Genomic DNA, 21,307 nt, shown 5'->3' with positions numbered 1-21,307 from the left:
CGCGGCATTGCCACCCGCTATGACAAGACCCCCGAGAGCTACCTTGCCGGACTCCACCTACGAGGCGCCGTCATCTGGATCCGCAGCCTTCAGCCAAGTCGCTGATCACGACTCCGTACAGGCCCTAGTGCGGCAGCCAGGTGAACTTGTCGCCGCCGACCCAGCGGACCACATCGGGGTCGTCGAGGTCGTGGACTCTGATGCCCGCCGCCGAAGCGGCGGCCAGGACGTCGGTGATGGCCGTGGCCTCGCCGACGACCTGGCCGTCGATCTCCACGATCCGGAACGGGGGTGTGCCGGGCTGCACCCCGAGCACCAGGATCCGCGGGTGAGGTACGCGGGGGCTCGCGATTTCGGTCATACAAGAGAGCGTAGATCGCATCGGGTCAATAGGACCCAAAGCGGACCCCATCTCCTCGGCGAGTGGGTCACGGACAGTGCGGCCCCGTGTGCGGTCCGGGCGCGGTTGGGCAACGCTGGACGAGGAGGTGCCCATGGAACCCGTCGAGGCCCTGGACAGGATCGCGTTCCTGCTGGAGCGGTCCCAGGCGCCGGACTATCGCGTACGGGCGTTCCGTACCGCGGCCGGCGTGCTGGGCGCGCTGCCCCCGGACGAGGTGGCCGAGCGTGCGGCCGACGGCTCGCTGGAGTCGCTGCGCGGGGTCGGCCCGAAGACCGCACAGGTGGTGTGTGAGGCGCTGGCCGGTGAGGTGCCCGATTACCTCCGGAAGCTGGAGGACGAGGCCGGGGGGCCGGTCGCGTCGGGCGGCGAACGGTTGCGGGCGCTGGTGCGCGGCGACTGCCACGTGCACTCCGACTGGTCGGACGGCGGGAGCCCGATCGAGGAGATGGGGCGGACGGCGGCCCGCCTCGGGCACGAGTGGGTGGCGCTGACGGACCACTCGCCCAGGCTGACGGTGGCCCGGGGGCTGTCCCCGGACCGGTTGCGCGAGCAGCTCGACGTGGTGGCCGGGCTCAACGAGCGGTGGGCTCCGTTCCGGCTGCTGACCGGCATCGAGTGCGACATCCTCGACGACGGGTCGCTCGACCAGGAGCCCGAGCTGCTGGAGCGGCTCGACGTCGTGGTGGTGTCCGTGCACTCGAAGCTGCGCATGGACGCGCGGGCGATGACCCGTCGCATGGTCACCGCCGTCCGCGATCCGCACGCCGACATCCTTGGGCACTGCACCGGACGGCGGCTGTCCGGGCAGGAACGGCCGGAGTCGGAGTTCGACGCGGAAGAGGTCTTCGCGGCCTGCGCCGAGTCCGGCACGGCCGTGGAGATCAACTGCCGCCCCGAGCGGCTCGACCCGCCCAGACGGCTGCTGCGCCGGGCGCTCGACGCGGGCGTGCTGTTCTCGATCGACACCGACGCGCACGCCCCCGGCCAGCTGGACTGGCAGCTCCACGGCTGCGCAAGAGCCGAGGAGTGCGGGGTGCCCGCCGAGCGCGTGATCACGACGTGGACCGCGGACGAAGTGCTGGCCTGGACGCGGGAGGGCCTGGTGCCGTCGCGCGTGGGGAGCGCGTGACGCGGTACCCGGGGCGCACAGGACCTGCGACGCCGGATTCGGGCCGTCAGCCGTGAGAAAGGAGGACACGTACATGGGCCGAGCAGCCGTGTTCGACGTCGACGGCACGCTAGTCGACACCAACCATCTCCACGTGACGACCTGGTGGGAGGCGTTCCGGCAGGCCGGTCACGACGTGGAGATGCACGCGATCCACCGGGCTGTGGGGCTCGCTCCGGGCGATCTGATCACCCACGTTCTGGGCGAGAACCCGGACTCGGACGAGGTGTCCGCGCTCAGCGCCGCTCACAGGGCCCTGTACGGCACGTACTTCGACCGGCTGCCCGCGCTGCGGGGCGCCGGGCGGCTGTTGCGGCGTCTGGACCGCGAGGGCTGGAGCGTGGTCCTCGCCACGTTGGCCGGCGGTTCGGAACTGTCCGCGCTGCGCCGGGCGATCGACGCCGACGACGCGATCACGGCCACGGCGAGCACCGACGACGTGGTCGCCGGGAAGCCCGCCCCCGAGCCGGTCGCGTACGCCCTGGAGCTGGCCGGGGTGCCCGCCGGGCGCGCGGTCTTCGTCGGCGACACGGTGTGGGACATGCGCGCGGGCACCCGCGCCGGAGTGCGCTGCGTGGGCGTACTGAGCGGCGGTATCCCCCGCGCCGACCTGGAGGCGGCGGGCGCCGAGGCGGTCTACCGCGACCCGGCGCATCTGCTGGCGTCCCTGGAGGAGAGTCCGCTGGCGGCGGACGTGTGACCGGGCGCGGCCTCGCGTTCCCGGCCGGTACCCGCACGGACCGCGTGACGGTGCCGCCCACGAACGACACGGTGCCGTTCCGTGGGCGGCGGCAGGTCGACGTACCGAAAAACCCGTCCGGCTTCCGTCGCTGGACTTCCCTCGGTGGACTGCAGTTGGTGGACTCAGTCGGTGGACTCGTACGGCACGGGCTGCTCGGGGTGGATGCTTCCCGGCTTCGGGACGCCTCGTCTGCCCGAGCCCGCCTCGTCCGTGTCCGGTACGTCGGTGGCGGGTGTGGCCTCGCCGTTCGGGTCGCCGTCCTCGGGGACGACGTCCCAGGGGTCGTCGCCGCCATGGGCCTGCTGGTCGGGCATGTCTCGCGGTACGGGCTCCCCGTTCGCGCCGGGACCCCCCTGACGGTGATCGGTCACGGCGTACTCCCTTCGTCTCGCCCCGGCGCGAGTACCTCGGGTGGGGCGGCCGAAACCAGGTGCGTCGGCCGGGACCCGTGTCAACCGCCGAGCTCGTCCAGGGCCGCCGTGAGCTGAGGTGCCACCACCTCGCGCACCCAGCCGACGTGCTCGTCACCCGCAGCGCGCGGCACCGTCTCGGTGAGCATGATCAGATAGAGGTAACTGCGGTAGAGGGCGAGACGCTGACGGGCAGTCGACGTGAACTCGACCTGTCCGCCGTCCTCTTGATACACGGTCAGGAACTCAGGGTCGTCCTCGATGTTCCCGAGCAGCGCGAGCGACACGAAGTCCGCCAGCGGGTCACCCCAGAACATGCGCTCGCCGTCGATCAGTCCGCCGACGCGCGGAGCGCCGTCGCGCTCCACGAGGATGTTGCCCTGCCACAGGTCGAAGTGGACGAGATGCGGGACGGTGACCTCGTCGAGTGCGTCGTACGCGGTCTTCGCCGTGCGCGCCACCTCGTCCACGGTGCGCGGCAGCCAGGCCCGGAAGCGGCGCGCGTCGGCGAGTACGGCGTCGTACATGGCGGTGAAGGCGGTGCGCCAGTCGGGGGCGAGCGGACCGAGGGCGCCGGACGGGTACCCGAAGCCGGGGCCGGTCACGCGGTGGAGCCGGGCCACCAGGCCGCCCAGCTCCCGGCGCAGCGTCCGCTGTTCGGCTTCCTCCAGGGAAGCGAGGTGCCAGGGCGTGCCGGGGCATGCGGTCATCAGGAGGCGGCCGTGCGCCAGGACGACCACGTGCGGAGCGGGTGCGCCGACGGTGGCGGCTCCCCGGTAGAACTCGGCCTCCGCCCCGAGGAGTTCATGTTCATGGCGCAGGGCGGGGGCCTGAGGCGGCGGTGGTGTTTTCAGGATCAGTCGACGGCCGTCGGTGAACACGAGTTCCTCGACCGTGTTGTAGGTACCGCCGTCGAGTGGCCGGACCGTCACGAGGTCGTCCTGGCCGAGCCCGGCCGCGGACAGGATCCGCCGTGCCCGTTCCACCGCGTCCGTCACCGTGCGCTTCCCCCTCGTCCATACCGCCGCCGGCCCACACTCTCGCAGGTCGGCAGTGCGCCCGTACACCGGTTGTCCGGTGCGAAATCCATTGGCTTTCCTCGATCTGCCTACATAACCTGTCTCACAGCCTAGTACCCCTAGGTTTTGGATCTGTCTGACTTCTCTCCCACCTTCCCCAGGAGGCTCCCCATGAGGTCACTCACCGAGCAGGACATCCGCACCTCGTTCGTCAACTGCACCAAGGGAGAGGCGAAACGGCTCGCGCTACCCCGTGATCTCGACCGGCGCCCCTGGGACGATCTGGACTTCCTCGGCTGGCGTGACCCCGGCGCACCCGACCGGAGCTATCTCGTGGCCGAGCACGGCGGCGATCTGGTCGGCGTCGCGTTGCGTTTCCCGTCCGTCCGGCGCGGTCTCCTGCACCGGAGCCTGTGTTCGGTGTGCCTGACCACGCACCCGGGCAGCGGTGTCTCCCTGATGACGGCACGCAAGGCGGGCGCGGCCGGGCGGGAGGGCAACTCGGTGGGGGTGTACATGTGCGCCGACCTCGCCTGCTCCCTCTACGTACGCGGCAAGAAGGTCCCCGAGTCAGGGGGTCGTTTCGAGGAGACCCTCACGCAGGAAGAACAGATCGCGCGGACGGTGGGCAATCTGTCCTCGTTCCTGCGGAAGTTGCACGAGTGAGCCGGGGGCGGGAGGCCATCCGCCCCCTCCTCCCCCTCCTCATCTCACCCCTTGGCGTCTCCGCTCATGACCGGCAGGTACGGCCTACTCTCCCAAGCGGACGATCAACGTCCGCGCAGAAACGTTCCGGGCAGCGGCAGAAGGGGAACAGCCCAAGGATGCGAGACGTACGTGGTGCGTGGGCCGTGGTCGGCCCACAGATGACGAAGTGGCGCCAGGACCCCATTGTCGTGCAGTCGGTGCGGTCGTCGGCGGCCGCGACGCTGGCGTATGTGGTCGCACTGCGGCTGAGCCCCGAGGCGGCGCCCCTGACGGCCCCGCTGACCGCGCTACTCGTCGTGCAGGTCACCCTCTACGCCACGCTCAAGACCGGCATCCGCCGTGTGAACGCGGTGGTGGCCGGCGTCGTCATCGCCATCCTGTTCAGCCTTCTGGTGGGGCTCACCTGGTGGAGCCTCGCGCTGATCATCCTCGCCTCGCTCGCCGTCGGGCATCTCGTGCGGGTCAGCGAGTTCGTGCCCGAGGTGGCGATCAGCGCCATGCTCGTGCTCGGCGTCACCCAGGTCGGGGGCACGGCCTGGACGCGGGTGCTGGAGACGCTGATCGGTGCCGCCGTGGGACTCGTCTTCAACCTCGTCCTCGCTCCCCCGGTGTGGGTGAAGACGGCCGGTGAGTCCATCGAGGACATGGCGCGCCGGATGCGGCAGTTGATGCTGCGCGTCGGCGAGGAGGCCGCCGGCCGCACTCCCTTCGTGCAGGCCGCCGCCCAGCTCCACGAGGCCCGTCAGCTCGACCACGACATCGTCGAGGTGGACGCGTCCCTCCGGCAGGCCGAGGACAGCCTGAAGCTCAACCCGCGGGTTCGGGAGGGGCTGCTGCACCGGGTCGTGCTGCGCACGGGCCTCGACACGCTGGAGATCTGCACGGTGGTCCTGCGGGTCATCGCCCGCACCCTCACCGATCTCGCCCGGGAGCGGGAGCCCGAGCCGCTGTTCGAGCCCGCGACGGGGGCGGTCCTCGAACAGCTCCTCGCGGAGATCGCGGACGCGGTCGTCAGCTTCGCGGTGCTGGTCACCACCGACGTCAGCAGCAACGCCGAGTCCGCCGAGTCCCGGCTCGCCGCCGAGCTGGCCACGGCGGCCGCGACCCGCGACAAGCTGGCCCAGCTGCTGCTGGAGGACGTGCAGCGGGACGCCCGCCAGTGGCAGCTGCGCGGGGCCGTCCTCACCGAGGTCAACCGCATCCTGGACGAGCTGGACACCGAGCACCGCTCCCGCCGTCTGCTGGAGGAACTCGACCGCGTCTCCCGCGAGGAACGCGAGCGCAGCCCCCGCCTCACCCGCCTGCGCGACCGGCTGCACCACGTCCGCACGCGCCTGCGGAACCGGGTGGTGCTCGTCCGGCGTGCCAAGTGACGATCGGGCGTCGTACACGGCGACGACGCGACACCGCACCACAGCGAGGGGGCGTACGGAATGGCCGACGGCACCGTGCGGATCGACGGCACCACACTGCACCTGCCGGGAGGTGTCCAGGTGCGGTTCAAACGGACCCTGCGGTTGCCCGAGACGGGCACGCACCCGCTGCCTCCGGGGCTCGGCGACTTCCCGGTCCGCCGCGTCGAGGACTACCCGGACACGGCACCCGAGCCGATGCGGGCGCGTGGCGGGGTGATGCTGCCGGTGTACCTGCGCGAGGCGATGTGGCTGCACTTCGGGGGCACGACGGAGCCGGCCGCGTTCCAGGTGGGCGTCGGCAAGGTGTGCGCGGTCTCCGGCGAGCCGTGGAGCGACCGGCTCGGTCGTGATCCGCAGAACTATGTGGTGCTGCCCCGACAGCCGTGGCTGGACGGCATCAACTCGGGGAAGGGCACGGTCCGCCAGTTCGTGGCCGTCCCGCTGGGCCTGGGTGCCACGGTCGAGGGCCAGGTCACCGGCGAGGAGGTGTGGGGTGGCGTACAGCTGCAGTCGTTCCCGCTGAACGGCGAGCAGCTGGCCGAGTGGCGCGAGGCGCAGCGGCGGATCGCCGAGGACCGGGCCGTCGTGCGGTCGGCGAGGCCGACTGGAGGCTACGGCGCGGCGTTTCCCATGGCGGCCCCGCCCGCGCCCGGTGCCGCGCCGGGCGCCGCGCAGGGCGGTGCTCCCGCCGGCCCGCCCCGCGCACCCGCCGCGATGGGGCTCGGTGTCGGCGGCTCGATGCGCCAGGAGGTCCACCAGGACGTGTGGCCGCGCGGCAGCTGGGTCGAGGCGCCCGCCGGGCGCGTCTTCGTACACCTGGTGACGCCGCCGGAGTGGCGCCGTATCACCGGGGAGGCGCCCCCGCCGTCGCCCGTGGACCGGGCGGCGTACACCCGGGCCGGGCTGCCGTGGTTCGACTACTACGACCAGGACGCCCACGACCTCGCGCCCAGCGACGCGCTGAGCTCCGTGCGGCCGGTCGGCGACTGGCTCGGCGACGACCACGAGCCCTGGCAGGAGCCCTCGCCCCACCAGGTGAAACCGCTGGGGGGCGCGTTGGGCAAGCCTGTCGGGGACGGCGACTGTTGAAGTTCTCTCCCACATGAATCCGGGAGATTCTCCCCTGGATCGCTCCGGGGAGTTTGACAGGTCATGCCTGTCCAGCGACGACCCTTCCGGCCGCCGGAGCAAGTACAGGACTCGCTCGAGTTGTTGGGGACTTGACTATCGCCCCCGATAATGCACTGAGCGTACCAGATGCGTTACGGAGTGATGCTTTTGCGCTTCGGAGGTCTCGCGGGTGAAAGTGGATCACGGACAGGACGACGACCGAGGGACCGAGGTGCGGCCAGTGACGAGTGAACCGGTGCGGGACCGACGCGAATGGACCAGGCGCCGTTTCCTGACTGCGGTCACGGCGTCGGCCGTCCCGGTGTCGCTGGCGGGATGCTCCGGGTCCACCACCGCGACCGACGGCGCCGCGCCTGCCACGCCGGGCGCCTCCGTGTCCCCTTCCGCGCAGAGCACCGCTCCCTCCCCTCGCCCCACGGGCCCGCACCCGCTCTACATCGGTACGTACACCTCGGCCGAGGGGGGCGGCGACGGCATCCGCGTGGCGACGTACGACGCGCGGACCGGCGGCATCAAGGGCGGGCAGACCATCACCGGTGTCGCCGATCCGTCGTACCTCGCGGCGCATCCGGACGGCCGCACGCTGTACGCCGTCAATGAGCGGACCGAGGGCACCGTGACCGCCGTACGGCTCTCCGACCACCATGTCCTCGGCACCCGGAGCACCGGTGGCGCGGCCCCCTGCCATCTGTCGGTGCACCCGAGCGGGCGCTGGCTGCTGAGTGCCGACTACGGCTCGGGCAGTGTGGCCGTGCACCCCATCGACGGTTCGGGTGCGCTCGGCGAGCGCACGGACCGCGTCGTGCACGACAGTCCGGCGCCCGGACCGGGGCAGGAGGGCCCGCACGCGCACCAGATCGTCACCAGCCCCGACGGCGGCCATGTCCTCGCCGTGGACCTCGGCACGGACACCGTGTACACGTACCGGCTCGACGAGGCGAAGGGCACGCTCACGGAGGTCTCGCGGGCGCGGACGCGGCCGGGCGCCGGGCCCCGGCATCTGACGTTCCACCCGGGGGGCCGCCACGCGTACCTCGCGGGCGAGCTCGACAACACGGTCGTGGTGTGCGGCTACGACCCGGGCAGTGGCCGGCTGACCCCGGGTGAGCCGCAGTCCACGGGGACGGGTTCCGGCACGAACTATCCCGCACAGCTCCTGGTGACGGCGGACGGGTCGTACGCCTATCTCGCCAATCGCGGCCACGACAGCCTGACGCGCTACGCGGTCGAGGCGGGCGGGGCGCGGCTGAAACTGTTGGACACGGTGCCGGTGGGCGGGGACTTCCCGCGTCAGATCGCGTTCTCGCCCGACGGGACGCTGCTGTTCGCCTCGCTCCAGCGGTCGAACGCGGTCAGTGTCTTCCACGTGGACCGCGAGAGCGGTGGGCTCCGGCGCGCGGGAGAGCCGTTCGCGTCACCCGTCGCCGTCTGTGTGCTGCCGCTGTAGCGCGCGGGGGCGGCGAGCGGCGCCGGCCTGGGCGAGCAGCATGTGCATGCGCTCGGTGAGCTGCGCCAGGTCGTCGGCGGGCCGGTGGAAGGTCAGGCGCACGTCGCCGTTGTCGCGGGCCCGCTCGATGCGCAGGGTGATGCCGTGCCGGTCGACGGCCAGCGGCTGGACGCGGACGGCGCCCTGCAGGCTGTCGGGGTCGACGAGGCGAGTGAGCCGCTCGACCGCGTCGGGGTGGGCTTCGGCGAGGTGGGTGAGCAGGTGGAACTCGGCCGTGGCGAGCGGGTCGGGCGTGGCGGCGGCGTACTCGTCGAGGTCGACGACGACCGCTCCGGTCGACGGGCGGAGCACGACCCGCGTGGGCCGGAACGCGAGCCGCCCGTCCTCGGGGGCGAACCAGCCGGCCATCCAGAGCCGGGCACGGATACGGCCCCGCATGGCCACGGGCGCCACGTCGGCGAACTCCAGCACCGCGGAGGGCTCGCCGCGCGGGGCGCAGACGGCGGCCGCGGCGAGCCTGCTGTCCTCCGGCACGTGCAGCAGCACACGGCCGTCCTCTGCCACGGTGTGCGCGCCGACGAACTCCTCGCGTCCGCCTTCCGCGGTCACCGCGCAGGACCACGCCGCGGCGAGCACCGAGCGGGCGCGCTCGGCCGCGGCGGGTGCGGCCGTCCAGGTCTGACCGTCAGCCATCCCAACCTCCCTTAGGCAAGCCTTGCCTAACCTATCGGAGATCGGGGTGTACGCCAACCGTCTCCCGGCACACCGCGAGCGGTCCGCTCCACGCGGCCGACACCCGTGTCAGGACCCCGCTGTCCAGTGAGCAGGGCGGGTGACCGTCCCCGGCAGCCTCGCCCCGGCGCTCCCCCGGGCCGAATCGAGCTGGGGCTGGGTGAGGAAGAAGGCGCCGGTCAGGTCGGCGTCGGTGAGGTCGGCGTCCCTCAGATCGGCGCCGATCAGGTCCGCACCCCGCAGGTCGGCCCCCGTCAGATCGGCGGCGATGAGGTACGCACCGCGCAGGTCGGCCTTGCGGAGGTCGGCGCCCCTCAGACGGGCTCCGATCAGATCGGCGCCCCGGCGCTGCTTCCGTCGCCCCGCACCCGCCCTCATCAGCTCGCTCGCCCGCAGCAGCGAGACGTTGACGCGCTGCCGGTGCGCGGGGACGTCCAACTCCCCCAGCTCCTGCGGGGTTCCGAGGGTGAGCCGTTCGGTCTCGGCGAGCAGGGCGCGTATGTCCGCGTGGACCTCACGGGCGGCGGTCAGAGTCAGAGCCTCCGCCAAGTACCGGAGCAGCTCGTGGAGTTGGCGTACGACAGGAAACACGTCGAACATCCGCCGCGCGTCCGCACGCGATCCCGTCCTCCAGTCCCGCCCGCCGAAGGTGACCTGGGAGACTTTCTGTCCGGCGCCGAAGCAGTCGTAGACCGTGCAGCCGGTGAAGCCCTTCTGCCGCAACTCGGTGTGGATGCCGCAGCGGAAGTCCTCCCGGAGGTTGGCGCACGGCTCGCCGGCCGCCTTGTCGACGGCGAAGTCCGCCGAGTGGGCGAAGGCCAGGGCCACACAGCACAGCCCGAAGCACCGGGAGCAGTCGGCTCGCAGGTCCAGGGGGCGGTCGGCGCTTGTCTGTTCCATACGGTTCAGCCTAACGACGAAGCGCTCTCACCCCTCCGTCCCGGTGCTCCCCGGTGGGAGACGCGGGCCGGTCGTCGTACAGCGCCGTGAGACCGAGCCGCGCGAGTCGCTCCGGGTCCGACAGGATGTGCATCGCGGTGATCTTCCCGTCCACCACCGTGAAGCTCGCGACCGACACTGGGGTGCCGTCGACGACCGTGAGCAGGCCCACCGATCCGTTGACGAGCACCGGCCGCGCGTACTGCGACAACTGCCGGAATATGAAGGCCCCTTCGGCCACCGGCTGCCTGCCCCGCACCTGCTTGGACGCGGCCGCGCCCACGGCCAGGGCTCCGGCGTCGGCGCGCAGCACCACCTCGGGGTCGAGCACCGACAGCAGCGCCTCGAAGTCCCCGCCGCGCGAGGCGGCGAGGAAGGCGTCGACCACCTGCCTCTGCCTCACCAGATCGGGGTCCGAGGCGGGCACGGAACCCTGCACGCGGCGCCGGGCGCGGCTCGCGAGCTGCCGGGTCGCGGCCGTGGAACGGTCCACGACCGGCGCGATGTCGTCGAAGGGCACCACGAACATGTCGTGGAGCACGAACGCGAGCCGCTCGGCGGGCTCCAGCGTCTCCATCACCACCAGCAGGGCGAGCCCGACGGCGTCCGCCTGGAGCACCTCCTGCTCGGGGTCCACCCGATCCAGGGAGCGGACGACCGGATCGGGCAGATACGTCTCGTACGCGTCCATGGACTCCTCGCGCCGGGTGCGTCGCGAGCGCAGCATGTCCAGGCACACCCGTCCGGTCACGGTCGTCAGCCAGCCCCCGAGGCTGTGCACGTCGCTCGTGTCGGAGCGGCTGAGCCGCAGCCACGCCTCCTGCACGGCGTCGTCGGCCTCGCTGAGCGAGCCGAGCATCCGGTAGGCCACCGCGCGCAGATGACCTCGGTGCTCCTCGAACCGCTCGGCGAGCAGTTCCTCCTCGGCCATCGGTCGCTCTCCCCTCGGTTCCGCGTCGTCCGTCATCGGCTGAACAGTTCGAACGCCACGGCCGGTTTCCCGCCGAAGCGCTCACCCGCGGCCCGGGCCTCCCCCGCCAGGAACTCTCGGGCGTACGTCTCCGGATCCTGGTCGGTCAACGCCTCGATGTACGTGCGGTGTTCGAGCAGGGAGCGCACCGCGCGGTCGAGTCCCCGGGTGGCGTCCGCCGCGTGGGTGGGCGTCGCGGAGGCGGCGACGGCGACCCAGCGGACGCCGTTCCAGGGCTCCAGGCCCTGCTCGGTGAGCTCGGGGAAGATCCACCGGTTGCCAGCATCGGCTGCCGCGTCCAGGGTGGCGCGGCCCACGGCCACATGGTCGGGGGTGTTCCAGGCGGTGCCGCCCCAGGTGTCGCGGTGGTTGAGGGTGATGACCAGCTCGGGCCGGTGTCTGCGGATGACGGCCGCGATGTCCCGGCGCAGCGCGGGGCCGTACTCGATGACGCCGTCCCTGTGGTCGAGGAACTCCACCTCGGTCACGCCCACGGCCGCCGCGCCGGCCCGCTGCTCCCGCTCGCGCAGCGGGCCGCACTCGTGGGGCTCCAGCGTGTCGATGCCGGCCTCGCCGCGGGTGGCGAGGACGTAGGTGACCTCGCGGCCCCCCTCGGTCCACGCGGCGATGGCCGCCGAACAGCCGTATTCGAGGTCGTCCGGGTGGGCCACGACGGCGAGGGCACGCTGCCAGTCCTCCGGCATGGGCTCCAGCTGATCGTTCGTCGGCTCCGTCATGACCGCACAGTAACCCGCGGCACCGACAACGGTCAGACCTCGTCCCGCGTCAGCGCCAGCAGCCGGTCCAGGACGCGGGGCCCGGAGGCGCGTACCCCGTCGTGCTCGTACTCGTCGGTGACCCAGGTGCGCAGGCCGCGGATCGCGCGGGCCGTCTGGAGCGAGTGTGCGGTGTCGACGTACATGTCGTCGTGGTAGACGGCCGCCGCGACCGGCACCTCGTTGACGGCGAGCCGGGCGGGGTCGTACAGGGGCTTCCAGTCGGTGCGGGCGGCCAGTTCCTCCGCGGTCTCGCGCAGGGGGCGCAGGGCCGGGTCGGTGTCGAAGGTCCAGGGGTGGATGGACTCGCCGGTGAACAGCAGCGGTCCGTCCCCGGTGAGCGTCTTGGCCGCGTCGAACTGCGGGAACTCGGCGCGCACCCGCTCCGCGGACCAGGCGGTGGGCCGCTCGCCCTGGCCGTAACAGGCCTCGTGGACGAGCGCGTAGAGCGGGTGGCCCGCGAACGACAGCAGTCCCAGGACCTCCTCCTGGAAGGCGTCGGAGAGTGCGGGCCCCTGCGGGGTGCGGACGAAGGCGTCCTCCAGGAGGTAGTGCAGGCGGTGGCTGCCGTCGCTCCTGCCGAGGGCGATGCCGAGGGACTGGAAGGCCTCGACGGTGAGCCGGTAGCCGTTCGGCAGGACGACCTCGTGCGCGAGCAGGTGCTCGGCGATCCGGCGGGCCCGCTCGACGTCCTGCGGGTAGCGGGCGTAGTGGGCGGCGACCTTGCGTTCGATGCGCGGGTAGGCGGCGCGGTAGACGTCGTCCGCGTGTGCGTCGAGGGAGGGCAGACCTCCGGTGATGACGGCGGCGCTCAGTCCCTCGGGTGCGGTGGACAGGTAGCTGACCGTGCAGAAGCCGCCGAAGCTCTGGCCGAGTACGGTCCAGGGGGCGCCGCCGGTGACCTCGGGGCGAATGGCCTCGCAGTCGCGGACGATGGAGTCGGCGCGGAAGTGGGCCAGGTAGTCGGCCTGTTCGCGGGGGCCGCCGCGCAGCGGGAGAGTCTGCCGGTCCGCGGGCGTGGAGGCGCCGGTGCCGCGCTGGTCGAGCAGCAGGACGCGGAACTCCTTGAGGGCCCGGCCGAGCCAGGCCTGGGTGCCGACGAACCGGTTCGCGCCGAAGCCGGGACCGCCCTGGAGGTAGACCAGCCAGGGCAGGTCCTGGTCCGTCTTGTCGCATCCGACGACTTCACGCGCGTAGAGCTCGATCCGCTCCCCTGCCGGGTCGTCGTGGTCGAGGGGCACGGTGAAGCGGCGGTCGGTGAGGACGACACCGGGCTGGCGGTAGCTGGCGGTCAACAGGGCTCCCGAGACGTACGGTTTCCAGGGCGCCCACCAGTCCACCACAGATTCTTCGCGTGGCCGACCCCGTGGATCAAGAAAATCCACGAAACGGGCGGTCAGCGCGCCGACAGGCTGGAGCTGCGCACCACCAGCTCCGGCTGGAGGACGACCCGCTTGTGCTCGTGCACCGCCGGTGCCGTCTCCGCCTCGGTCTCCTCCAGGAGCAGCTCCGCGGCCATGGCGCCCAGGGTCACGGCGGGTTGCCGTACGGAGGTGAGGGGGACGGCCGCGGCGGCGGCGAACTCGATGTCGTCGTAGCCGACGATCGCGAGGTCGTCCGGCACGCTCACCCCGGCCGCGAACATGGCCTGCAGCACGCCGAGGGCGAGGAGGTCGTTGGCGCAGAACACGGCGGTCGGGCGGTCGGCGAGACCGAGGAGCCGGGCGCCGGCGTCGCGGCCCGCGGCCACGTCGAGCCGCTCGGTGGGCAGCTCGCGCAGGGAGTCGGGGCCCAGCCCGGCCTCGGCCAGCGCGTTCAGGGCGCCGGTGCGGCGGTCGCGGACCTGGTTGAGGCCGGGCGGGCCGCTGACGTACGCGATGGAGCGGTGTCCGGCGTCCACCAGATGCCGTACGGCGAGCGCGCCGCCCGCGACGTCGTCGACGGACACCGAGCACTCGGTGGTGCCCTCGGCCACCCGGTCGACGAGGACGAAGGGGATGCCGTGGCGGCGGAACGTCTTGATGTTGCGGCCGGTCGCGTCGGCGGGGGTCAGCAGGACGCCCCGGACCCGCTGCTCCGCGAAGAGCGACAGGTACTCGGCCTCCTCGCTCGCGCTCTGCGCGCTGTTGCAGACCATCACGCCGAGCCCGGCCTCGCGTGCGGCCCGCTCGGCGCCGCGCGCCACGTCCACGAAGAAGGGGTTGCCCATGTCGAGCACGAGCAGGCCCATGATGCGGCTGCGCCCGGCCCTCAGCTGGCGTGCCGACTCGCTGCGGACATAGCCGAGGCGCTCTATCGCCGACAGCACACGGGCACGGGTCTCGGACGCGACCGTGTCCGGGCGGTTGATCACGTTCGACACCGTGCCCACGGAGACTCCGGCGGCACGGGCGACGTCCTTGATACCCACCGACTGGGCCATCGGTCGAGGACCTCCAGGGAGTTACGGAGCGGCGGGTGCGCGTTCACATTACCTTCGTGGCGCCGTGACCAGCGCACCCGCCACAGCGGCGCCGGTCACGGTCTCCCGGTCACGGCGCCATGGATCAGACGGGCAGGCGGAAGTCGAGGGTGCGCAGCGCCGAGGGCGTCGTACCGCTGGACCTCACCTGGTACATGACCGACAGGACGTCGTCCTGGGCGACCCGCGTCTCGTCGATCACGACCTCGCCGAAGGCGTCTCGTCCGGCGTCGACGCCGTCGTACAGGATCGTCCAGTCCGTGTACCCGGACGCCTTGGAGGCCCCCGCGACACGGCAGAAGGGGAGGATCGCGTACGCGTTGTCGTACCTGTCGAGGATCAGTTTGGTGCGCTGGCTGGAGTTCAGCGGGACCGGTATCTCGGTCTTCTGCCACGAGCCGGAGGCGTTCTTGCGGAGGTGGAAGGCGCGGCCGTTGTTCGTGCGGTCGGTGACGTAGTTCGTGGTGCACTGGCCGAAGCGGCCGGGCACGTAGCTGATGACGGCGTGCGGCAGGCCGGCCGAGTCCGTGAACTGGCTCTCCTGGTTCATCAGCGAGTGGTCCGGATTGAGCGGGTCCACGACCAGCCCGGGGTCGGTGACGGAGATCTTGTCGGAGCCGCCGGTGGTGCCGACGACTGTGCCCGCGTTGTTGCGCCAGGTACGGCCGCGGTCGTCGGAGTAGACGTAGCCGGTGTCGTGGTTGGTGATGCCGCCGCCGCTGCACATCACCGCGCTGTTCTGCTCGCGCCAGGTGAAGAACGCGTGCAGGCGCCCGTTCCTGTCGTAGTCGATGCCGTGCAGGTACATGTTGCGGGCCGTGCTGGAGCCGTGTTCGCTGGTGTAGGTGCCGGTGGAGCTGGTCCACTCGCCGAGGGCGGCCCAGGACGCGCCGTCGTACTCGGCCAGCGCGTTGCGGCCGTTGCCGGAGACGGCGACGCGATAGCTCAGCTGGAGCTTCCCCTCGGGCGTGGAGACGAACTGCGGGTACGTGAACTGCGAGGTGAGCGCGAGCCCGTCGAGCGTGGACTGCGGGGCGCCGAAGCGGCTCGCGGTCCAGCTCAGCCCGGACGGGTTGTCCATGAGCCCGGCCACGGACTTGACGTAGGTGAAGCCGTCGCTGTGGGAGTCCATGTTCAGGTGCAGCCGGCCGTCGGCCCTGGAGACACCCATGGAGATGACGTTGTGCGAGTCGTCGTACCTGAGGGTGTGGCCGGCCTTGACGGTCTCCCAGGTGCTCGCCCCGAGGACGCGGCGGCCCACGACGGCGTTGCGGTCGGCGGTGTACCAGGCGGCGTACTGGTGGCCCTTGTAGGTCAACAGCCCGTTCTTCTGGAACGAGTTGTTGTTGACCAGGCCGTCGTACGACACGAAGTAGATGGCCCTCGTATCGAGGGTGGTGCTGCCGGCCGGGGTGAGCGAGGGACCGGGGGCAGCGGCTCGGGCGACACCGGTGAGGCCGGGGGTGGCCGCGGTGCTCAGCAGGGCGGTCGCCAGCAGAGTGCGTCTTCTCATGTCCGGGGGCTCCTGTGTGGGGACTCCTGTGCGGAGGGAGGCGAACGAGCGGTGGGACGAGCCGGCGGGGTCAGGGCAGGTGGAACACCTCGGTGAGGGGTTTCATGGCTTCGTCGGGCCTGGCGCCGTCCAGCGACTCGAAGAACGGCGCCATCTCCGCCTGCCAGCGGGCGTTGACGTCGGTGGCCTCCATGCCGGCCCGGGCGGCCTCGAAGTCCTCGGTCTCCAGGTAGCCGACCAGCAGACCGTCCTCGCGCAGGAAGAGCGAGTAGTTGTGCCAGCCGGTGGCCGAGAGTGCCTCGCACATCTCGGGCCACACGGCGGCGTGCCGCTCGCGGTACTCGTCGAGGCGGTCCGCCCGCACCTTCAGCAGGAAGCACACGCGCTTCATCAACGACCCTCCGGGGATCAGAAGTCGAACTGGTCGATGTTCTTCTCGTCGAAAACGGTCGGCTTGCCGAGGCTGATCACGCCGTCCTTGCCGATGGTGTACTCGCCCATGTCACCGGCCGTGAACGTCTCGCCCTCCTTGCCGGTGATCTGACCGGAGACCAGCGCCACGGCCGTACGGGCGGCCAGCTCGCCGAGCTTCGCCGGGTCCCACAGCTCGAACGCGTCGACCGTGCCGTTCTTGATGTACTTGCGCATGTCGTTCGGGGTGCCGAGACCCGTCAGCTTGACCTTGCCCTTGTACTTGGAGCCCGACAGGTACTGGGCGGCCGCTTTGATGCCGACGGTGGTCGGGGAGATGATCCCCTTCAGGTCCGGGTACTCCTGGAGCAGGCCCTGGGTCTGCTGGAAGGACTTCTGGGCGTCGTCGTCACCGTAGGCGACCTTGACGAGCTTCATGTCCTTGTACTTGGGGTCCTTGAGCTCGTCCTTCATGAAGTCGATCCAGGTGTTCTGGTTCGTCGCGGTCTGCGCGGCGGACAGGATCGCGAACTCGCCCTTGTAGCCGATCTGTTCGGCGAGCAGCTGGACCTCGGTGCGGCCGAGGTCCTCGGCGCCGGCCTGCGAGACGAAGGCGTTGCGGCAGTCGGTCTTGGTGTCGGAGTCGTAGGTGACGACCTTGATGTCGTTCTTCATGGCCTGCTTGAGCGCGGTGCACAGGGCGCCCGGGTCCTGCGCGGACACGGCCATCGCGTCGACCTGCTGCTGGGTGAGGGTGTTGACGTAGTTCACCTGGCCGGCGGTGTCGGTGGCGCTGGACGGGCCGACCTCCTTGTAGCTGGAGCCCAGCTCCTTCACGGCCGCCTCGCCGCCCTTGTCGGCGGAGGTGAAGTACGGGTTGTTGACCTGCTTCGGCAGGAAGCCGACGGTCAGGCCCTTCTTCAGCTCGGCGTCGGGGTTGGCCTTGGCGTCCGAGGCGGCGGAGGCGTTCTCCTCGCTGACGTCCTTCTTGGTGGTGCCGCCGCAGGCGGTGGCCGCGAGGGTGAGGGAGGTGACGGCGGCGAGGGCCGCACAGGCACGGCGGACGGATGACTTGCGCATGGTGTGGGTCCTTTGGACGGAGGGGAGCGGGTGGCGCCCCGTGTGGGGTACGGTGCTGTTTCGGTGTGCGGCTCCGCCGCGCGGGGGCGGGCCTATCCGGTGGAGCGCGCGGCCCTCGCTGCCGAAATCTGCCGTGCGACCCGGGGGCCCAGCACGGAGAGAACGAGCAGGACGCCGGTGACGACGATCTGCGACTGCGCGGAGACGTCCGACAGGCTCATGACGTTCTGCAGCGCCCCCAGCAGGAACACACCGGCGATCGCGCCGCCCAGCGTGCCCTTGCCGCCGTCGAAGTCGATGCCGCCGAGCAACACGGCCGCCACGACGGAGAGTTCGAGGCCCGTGGCGTTGTCGTAGCGGGCGCTGGCGTAATGCAGCGCCCAGAAGATGCCGGTGAGGGAGGCCATCAGGCCGGTCACCGTGAACAGGATGAGCTTCTGACGTCTGACGCGGATGCCCGCGAACCGTGCGGCCTCCTCGCTCGCGCCGATCGCGAACAGCGACCGCCCGAACGGGGTGGCGTGCAGCGCGACCACGGCGATCGCGAGCAGCACCAGGAAGGGCAGGAAGGCGTACGGGACGAAGGTGTCCCCGATGCGTCCGGCCGCGAAGTCCAGGTACTGGGTGGGGAAGTCGGTCACCGCGTCGGAGCCGAGCACGATCTGCGCGATGCCCCGGTAGGCGGCGAGGGTGCCGATGGTGACGGCGAGGGAGGGCAGTCCGAGCCGGGTGACGAGGAGGCCGTTGACGAGGCCGCACACCACGCCGAGCAGCAGGCAGACCGGGATGATCGTCTCGATGGCCATGCCCTGGTTCCACAGGGCGCCCATCACCGCGCCGGACAGGCCGGCGGTGGAGGCCACCGAGAGGTCGATCTCGCCCGAGATCACGAGCAGGGTCATCGGCAGGGCGATCAGCGCGATCGGCAGGGTGTTGCCGATCAGGAACGACAGGTTGAGGGCGTTGCCGAAGCCGTCGACGGTGCCGAAGGACAGCAGCAGGACCACGATGAGGAGGGCGCCGACGGCCCCGTCCCACCTCAAGGAGGCGGACCAGCGGCCGGCGCGCGGATGCGTCGAGTCAGCCATGGCGGGCGTTCCTCTTCTTCAGGGCGGAGGCCACGCGCAGGGCGACGATCCGGTCGACCGCGATGGCGAGGATGAGCAGGATGCCGTTGATCGCGAGCACCCACACCGAGCTGACGCCGAGGGCGGGCAGCACACTGTTGATGGAGGTCAGCAGCAGGGCGCCGAGCGCGGCACCGTAGACGCTGCCGGAGCCGCCGGTGAAGACGACGCCACCGACCACGACGGCGCTGACGACGGTGAGTTCGTAGCCGTTGCCGGTGCCGGAGTCGACGTTGCCGAAGCGCGCCAGGTACAGGGCGCCCGCGAGTCCGGCGAGGGCGCCGCAGAAGGTGTAGGCCGCGAGGATCCGCTTGCGGACCGGGATGCCGGCGAGACGGGCGGCCTCCGGGTTCGACCCGAGCGCGTACAGCTCGCGGCCACCGCCGAAGTGTTTGAGGTAGTACGCCGTCGCCACGAGCACCGCGAGCGCGATCAGCGCCAGCCACGGCACCGCGGAGATGCCGCCGGAGCCGAAGTTCACGAATCCGTCCGGGAGGTCGGCCGCCGTGATCTGGCGGGAGCCGACCCAGATCGAGTCGATGCCGCGGATGATGTACAGCGTGCCGAGCGTGACAACGAGCGCGGGTACCTGGCCGAGGCTGACGAGGAGCCCGTTGAGCAGGCCGAAGCCGATGCCCATCAGGACCGCCAGGACCACGGCCACGAGCGTGTTCCCGCCGCCCTGGAGATATGTGCCGGCGGCGAAGGCGCTGATACCGAGCGTGGAGCCGACCGACAGGTCGACGTTCCGGGTGATGACGACCAGCGACTGACCGGTGGCGACCAGTACGAGGATGGTCGCGTTGAGCAGCAGGTCCTTGATGCCCTGCTCGGTGAGGAACTCGCTGTTGCCCAGCTGGGTGATGACGATCATCACCAGGAAGACGAGCAGGATGGCGAGTTCTCGCATCTTGAAGACGCGGTCGACGAGCCGGGTGCCGCTGGACTTGGGCACCTCGGCGGCGGGGGCTGGGTTCGGGGCGGTCACCGTCATGCTGCCCTCTTGTCGGTCGCTTCCGGGCCCGCGCGGCGCACGGGTGCGGGCAACGTGTTCGTCTGCGGGGCGGCAGTCGCGCGTGCTCCCCCACTGCCTGAAGGGCGTGGGCGGTACCCCCAGTTCACGCGGCCCTCCCCGTGGCTGCGGCCATCACGGATTCCTCGGTGGCGTCGGTGCGGGGGATCTCGGCGGTGAGGCGGCCCTCGTGCATCACGAGTACGCGGTCGGCCATGCCGAGGATCTCGGGCAGGTCGGAGGAGATCATCAGGACGGCCACCCCGTCGGCGGCCAACTCGCTGAGCAGTCGGTGCACTTCGGCCTTCGTTCCGACGTCGATGCCGCGGGTGGGCTCGTCGACGATCAGTACCTTGGGGCCGGTGGCCAGCCACTTGGCGAGGACGACCTTCTGCTGGTTGCCGCCGGACAGTGTGGAGACGGTGTCGGCGATCCGCGCGTACTTGACCTGGAGCTTCACGGCCCAGTCGAGGGAGCGGCTGCGTTCGGCGCCACGGTCCATCAGGCCGGCCTTCACGGTGGTGCGCAGGCCGGTGAGGCCGATGTTGCGCTCGATGGACATGTCCATCACCAGGCCCTGGGCACGTCGGTCCTCGGGGACGAGCGCGAGCCCGGCGGCCATGGCGGTGGAGGGGGCGCCGTTCGTCAGCGCCTTCCCGTCGACCTCGACCTCGCCCGCGTCCCAGCGGTCGACGCCGAACACGGCGCGGGCGACCTCCGTGCGTCCGGCGCCGACGAGTCCGGCCAGGCCGACGATCTCGCCGCGCCGCACGTCGAAGGAGACATCGGTGAACACGCCCTCCCGGGTCAGCCGGCGCACGCTCAGCGCCACCTCGCCCGCCTCGACCTCCTGCTTCGGGTAGAGCTCTTCGAGGTCGCGGCCGACCATCCGGCGCACGAGGTCGTCCTCGGTCATGCCGTCGATCAGCTCGCTGGAGATCCAGGCGCCGTCGCGCAGGGTCGTGACCCGCCCGCAGATCTGGAAGATCTCCTCAAGGCGGTGCGAGATGAACAGCACGGCGGCGCCCTGCTCGCGCAGTGTGCGGACGACGCCGAAGAGACGGGCGACCTCGCTACCGGTGAGGGCCGCGGTGGGCTCGTCCATGATCAGGACCCGGGCGTCGAAGGAGAGCGCCTTGGCGATCTCGACGATCTGCTGGTCCGCGATGGACAGGCCGCGGGCCGGGCGGTCGGGGTCGAGCTCGACGCCGAGACGCCGCATCAGGGCGAGGGTGGCGGCGTGCGTGGCCCTGTGGTCGATGCGGCCGAGGGCACGCTTCGGCTGGCGGCCCATGAAGATGTTCTCGGCGATCGACAGGTCGGGGAAGAGCGTGGGCTCCTGGTAGATCACGGCGATGCCGGCGTCACCGGCGTCGGCCGGGCCGTGGAAGACGGTCGGCTCACCGTCCAGCAGCACCTGGCCGGCGTCCGGACGGTGCACCCCGGCGAGCGTCTTGATGAGGGTCGACTTGCCCGCGCCGTTCTCACCCGCGAGGGCGTGCACCTCTCCGGGGAACAGCTCCAGGGACACGTCCCGCAGGGCGCGCACCGCTCCGAAGGACTTCGAGATGTCCCTGAGCGCCAGCACTGGGGCCGGACCCGTGTCGGACGGGTGGGTCATGGGGGCTCCTCGACGACGCCCGCAGGTCGGGCCTCACGGCGTCGTGAAAGGTTTCAACTGGGTTGCCGGGACGTTAGGCACGACGCGCAGGTCGCGTCAATGGGTTCGTATCGAAATTCTTTCGATAGCCAGAGGTCACATCCTGGTCACGACGGACACTCTGCGCGTGAGGGGTTGACAGCCCTTCCGGGGCCTCTTAGCTTCACTCTCTGAATCGTTTCA

General features: G+C 71.2%; 21 protein-coding genes. 6 read left to right on the top strand and 15 right to left on the bottom strand.

Annotated features, from left to right (window positions below; all coding sequences use genetic code 11):
* Nucleotides 1–124: 124 nt before the first annotated feature.
* A complete protein-coding gene (locus tag FPZ41_RS19365; protein WP_131561718.1) occupies nucleotides 125–361 on the bottom strand; it encodes a hypothetical protein in 237 nt (78 codons plus the stop codon).
* Nucleotides 362–494: 133 nt separating this feature from the next.
* Between FPZ41_RS19365 and FPZ41_RS19360 the strand changes: the two genes are divergently transcribed.
* Together FPZ41_RS19360 and FPZ41_RS19355 are read left to right on the top strand one after the other, a co-directional pair.
* Nucleotides 495–1,532, top strand: coding sequence for a PHP domain-containing protein (locus FPZ41_RS19360; RefSeq protein ID WP_152864285.1), 1,038 nt, complete (start codon nucleotides 495–497; stop codon nucleotides 1,530–1,532).
* A 73-nt stretch (nucleotides 1,533–1,605) separates the two neighbouring features.
* The gene (locus FPZ41_RS19355) at nucleotides 1,606–2,271 is read left to right on the top strand and encodes an HAD family hydrolase (RefSeq protein WP_152864284.1); all 666 of its coding nucleotides are present in this window, start codon (nucleotides 1,606–1,608) and stop codon (nucleotides 2,269–2,271) included.
* Nucleotides 2,272–2,435: 164 nt separating this feature from the next.
* Here FPZ41_RS19355 and FPZ41_RS19350 read toward each other — a convergent pair whose 3' ends face one another.
* Together FPZ41_RS19350 and FPZ41_RS19345 are read right to left on the bottom strand one after the other, a co-directional pair.
* Nucleotides 2,436–2,684 (bottom strand): hypothetical protein, encoded by a 249-nt coding sequence (locus FPZ41_RS19350; protein WP_322620433.1) that lies wholly within the window; start codon nucleotides 2,682–2,684, stop codon nucleotides 2,436–2,438.
* Nucleotides 2,685–2,764: 80 nt separating this feature from the next.
* A complete protein-coding gene (locus tag FPZ41_RS19345; protein ID WP_322620432.1) occupies nucleotides 2,765–3,721 on the bottom strand; it encodes a phosphotransferase family protein in 957 nt (318 codons plus the stop codon).
* Between the two features lie 192 nt (nucleotides 3,722–3,913).
* On the opposite strand from FPZ41_RS19345, the gene FPZ41_RS19340 reads away from it, so the two are divergent.
* From FPZ41_RS19340 to FPZ41_RS19325, 4 genes are all read left to right on the top strand, one after another.
* Complete coding sequence (locus FPZ41_RS19340) at nucleotides 3,914–4,408, top strand: FBP domain-containing protein (RefSeq protein ID WP_152864283.1); 495 nt, start codon at nucleotides 3,914–3,916, stop codon at nucleotides 4,406–4,408.
* A gap of 158 nt (nucleotides 4,409–4,566) precedes the next feature.
* Nucleotides 4,567–5,823: an FUSC family protein gene (locus FPZ41_RS19335; protein ID WP_152864282.1), complete on the top strand. Its 1,257-nt coding sequence runs from the start codon at nucleotides 4,567–4,569 to the stop codon at nucleotides 5,821–5,823.
* A 60-nt stretch (nucleotides 5,824–5,883) separates the two neighbouring features.
* The gene (locus FPZ41_RS19330) at nucleotides 5,884–6,954 is read left to right on the top strand and encodes a hypothetical protein (RefSeq protein WP_152864281.1); all 1,071 of its coding nucleotides are present in this window, start codon (nucleotides 5,884–5,886) and stop codon (nucleotides 6,952–6,954) included.
* Nucleotides 6,955–7,216: 262 nt separating this feature from the next.
* Nucleotides 7,217–8,443 (top strand): lactonase family protein, encoded by a 1,227-nt coding sequence (locus FPZ41_RS19325; RefSeq protein WP_322620431.1) that lies wholly within the window; start codon nucleotides 7,217–7,219, stop codon nucleotides 8,441–8,443.
* Here the strand turns inward: FPZ41_RS19325 and FPZ41_RS19320 are convergent.
* The 12 genes from FPZ41_RS19320 to FPZ41_RS19265 form a co-directional block, all read right to left on the bottom strand.
* Nucleotides 8,411–9,136 carry a DUF2470 domain-containing protein gene (locus FPZ41_RS19320; protein ID WP_152864280.1) on the bottom strand — a complete coding sequence of 242 codons (726 nt, stop codon included), beginning with the start codon at nucleotides 9,134–9,136 and terminating at the stop codon, nucleotides 8,411–8,413. The two genes, FPZ41_RS19325 and FPZ41_RS19320, sit on opposite strands and share 33 nt — an antisense overlap.
* 108 nt (nucleotides 9,137–9,244) lie before the next feature.
* Nucleotides 9,245–10,075, bottom strand: a complete 831-nt coding sequence (locus FPZ41_RS19315) for a pentapeptide repeat-containing protein (protein ID WP_152864279.1) — start codon at nucleotides 10,073–10,075, stop codon at nucleotides 9,245–9,247.
* A gap of 10 nt (nucleotides 10,076–10,085) precedes the next feature.
* Nucleotides 10,086–11,045 (bottom strand): sigma-70 family RNA polymerase sigma factor, encoded by a 960-nt coding sequence (locus FPZ41_RS19310; RefSeq protein WP_152864277.1) that lies wholly within the window; start codon nucleotides 11,043–11,045, stop codon nucleotides 10,086–10,088.
* 32 nt (nucleotides 11,046–11,077) lie between these two features.
* Nucleotides 11,078–11,821: a PIG-L deacetylase family protein gene (locus FPZ41_RS19305; RefSeq protein WP_152864275.1), complete on the bottom strand. Its 744-nt coding sequence runs from the start codon at nucleotides 11,819–11,821 to the stop codon at nucleotides 11,078–11,080.
* Nucleotides 11,822–11,853: 32 nt separating this feature from the next.
* A complete protein-coding gene (locus FPZ41_RS19300) occupies nucleotides 11,854–13,155 on the bottom strand; it encodes an alpha/beta fold hydrolase (RefSeq protein ID WP_152864273.1) in 1,302 nt (433 codons plus the stop codon).
* A 101-nt stretch (nucleotides 13,156–13,256) separates the two neighbouring features.
* The gene (locus tag FPZ41_RS19295) at nucleotides 13,257–14,282 is read right to left on the bottom strand and encodes a LacI family DNA-binding transcriptional regulator (RefSeq protein WP_152864271.1); all 1,026 of its coding nucleotides are present in this window, start codon (nucleotides 14,280–14,282) and stop codon (nucleotides 13,257–13,259) included.
* 124 nt (nucleotides 14,283–14,406) lie between these two features.
* Nucleotides 14,407–15,834: a BNR repeat-containing protein gene (locus tag FPZ41_RS19290; RefSeq protein WP_152864269.1), complete on the bottom strand. Its 1,428-nt coding sequence runs from the start codon at nucleotides 15,832–15,834 to the stop codon at nucleotides 14,407–14,409.
* A gap of 70 nt (nucleotides 15,835–15,904) precedes the next feature.
* On the bottom strand, nucleotides 15,905–16,225 hold the full coding sequence (locus tag FPZ41_RS19285; protein ID WP_152864267.1) for an L-rhamnose mutarotase: 321 nt from the start codon (nucleotides 16,223–16,225) through the stop codon (nucleotides 15,905–15,907).
* 17 nt (nucleotides 16,226–16,242) lie between these two features.
* Nucleotides 16,243–17,325: a rhamnose ABC transporter substrate-binding protein gene (rhaS, locus tag FPZ41_RS19280; protein ID WP_152864265.1), complete on the bottom strand. Its 1,083-nt coding sequence runs from the start codon at nucleotides 17,323–17,325 to the stop codon at nucleotides 16,243–16,245.
* Between the two features lie 92 nt (nucleotides 17,326–17,417).
* Nucleotides 17,418–18,413: an ABC transporter permease gene (locus tag FPZ41_RS19275; protein ID WP_152864263.1), complete on the bottom strand. Its 996-nt coding sequence runs from the start codon at nucleotides 18,411–18,413 to the stop codon at nucleotides 17,418–17,420.
* Nucleotides 18,406–19,446: an ABC transporter permease gene (locus tag FPZ41_RS19270; RefSeq protein WP_152864261.1), complete on the bottom strand. Its 1,041-nt coding sequence runs from the start codon at nucleotides 19,444–19,446 to the stop codon at nucleotides 18,406–18,408. The genes FPZ41_RS19275 and FPZ41_RS19270 overlap by 8 nt, the downstream gene beginning before the upstream one ends.
* Nucleotides 19,447–19,570: 124 nt before the next feature.
* Nucleotides 19,571–21,085 (bottom strand): sugar ABC transporter ATP-binding protein, encoded by a 1,515-nt coding sequence (locus FPZ41_RS19265; RefSeq protein WP_152864259.1) that lies wholly within the window; start codon nucleotides 21,083–21,085, stop codon nucleotides 19,571–19,573.
* Nucleotides 21,086–21,307 lie beyond the last annotated feature (222 nt).

The organism is Streptomyces acidicola (assembly GCF_009377235.1).
GTDB lineage: Bacteria > Actinomycetota > Actinomycetes > Streptomycetales > Streptomycetaceae > Streptomyces > Streptomyces acidicola.
This window is presented reverse-complemented; position numbering and strand designations above follow the sequence as displayed.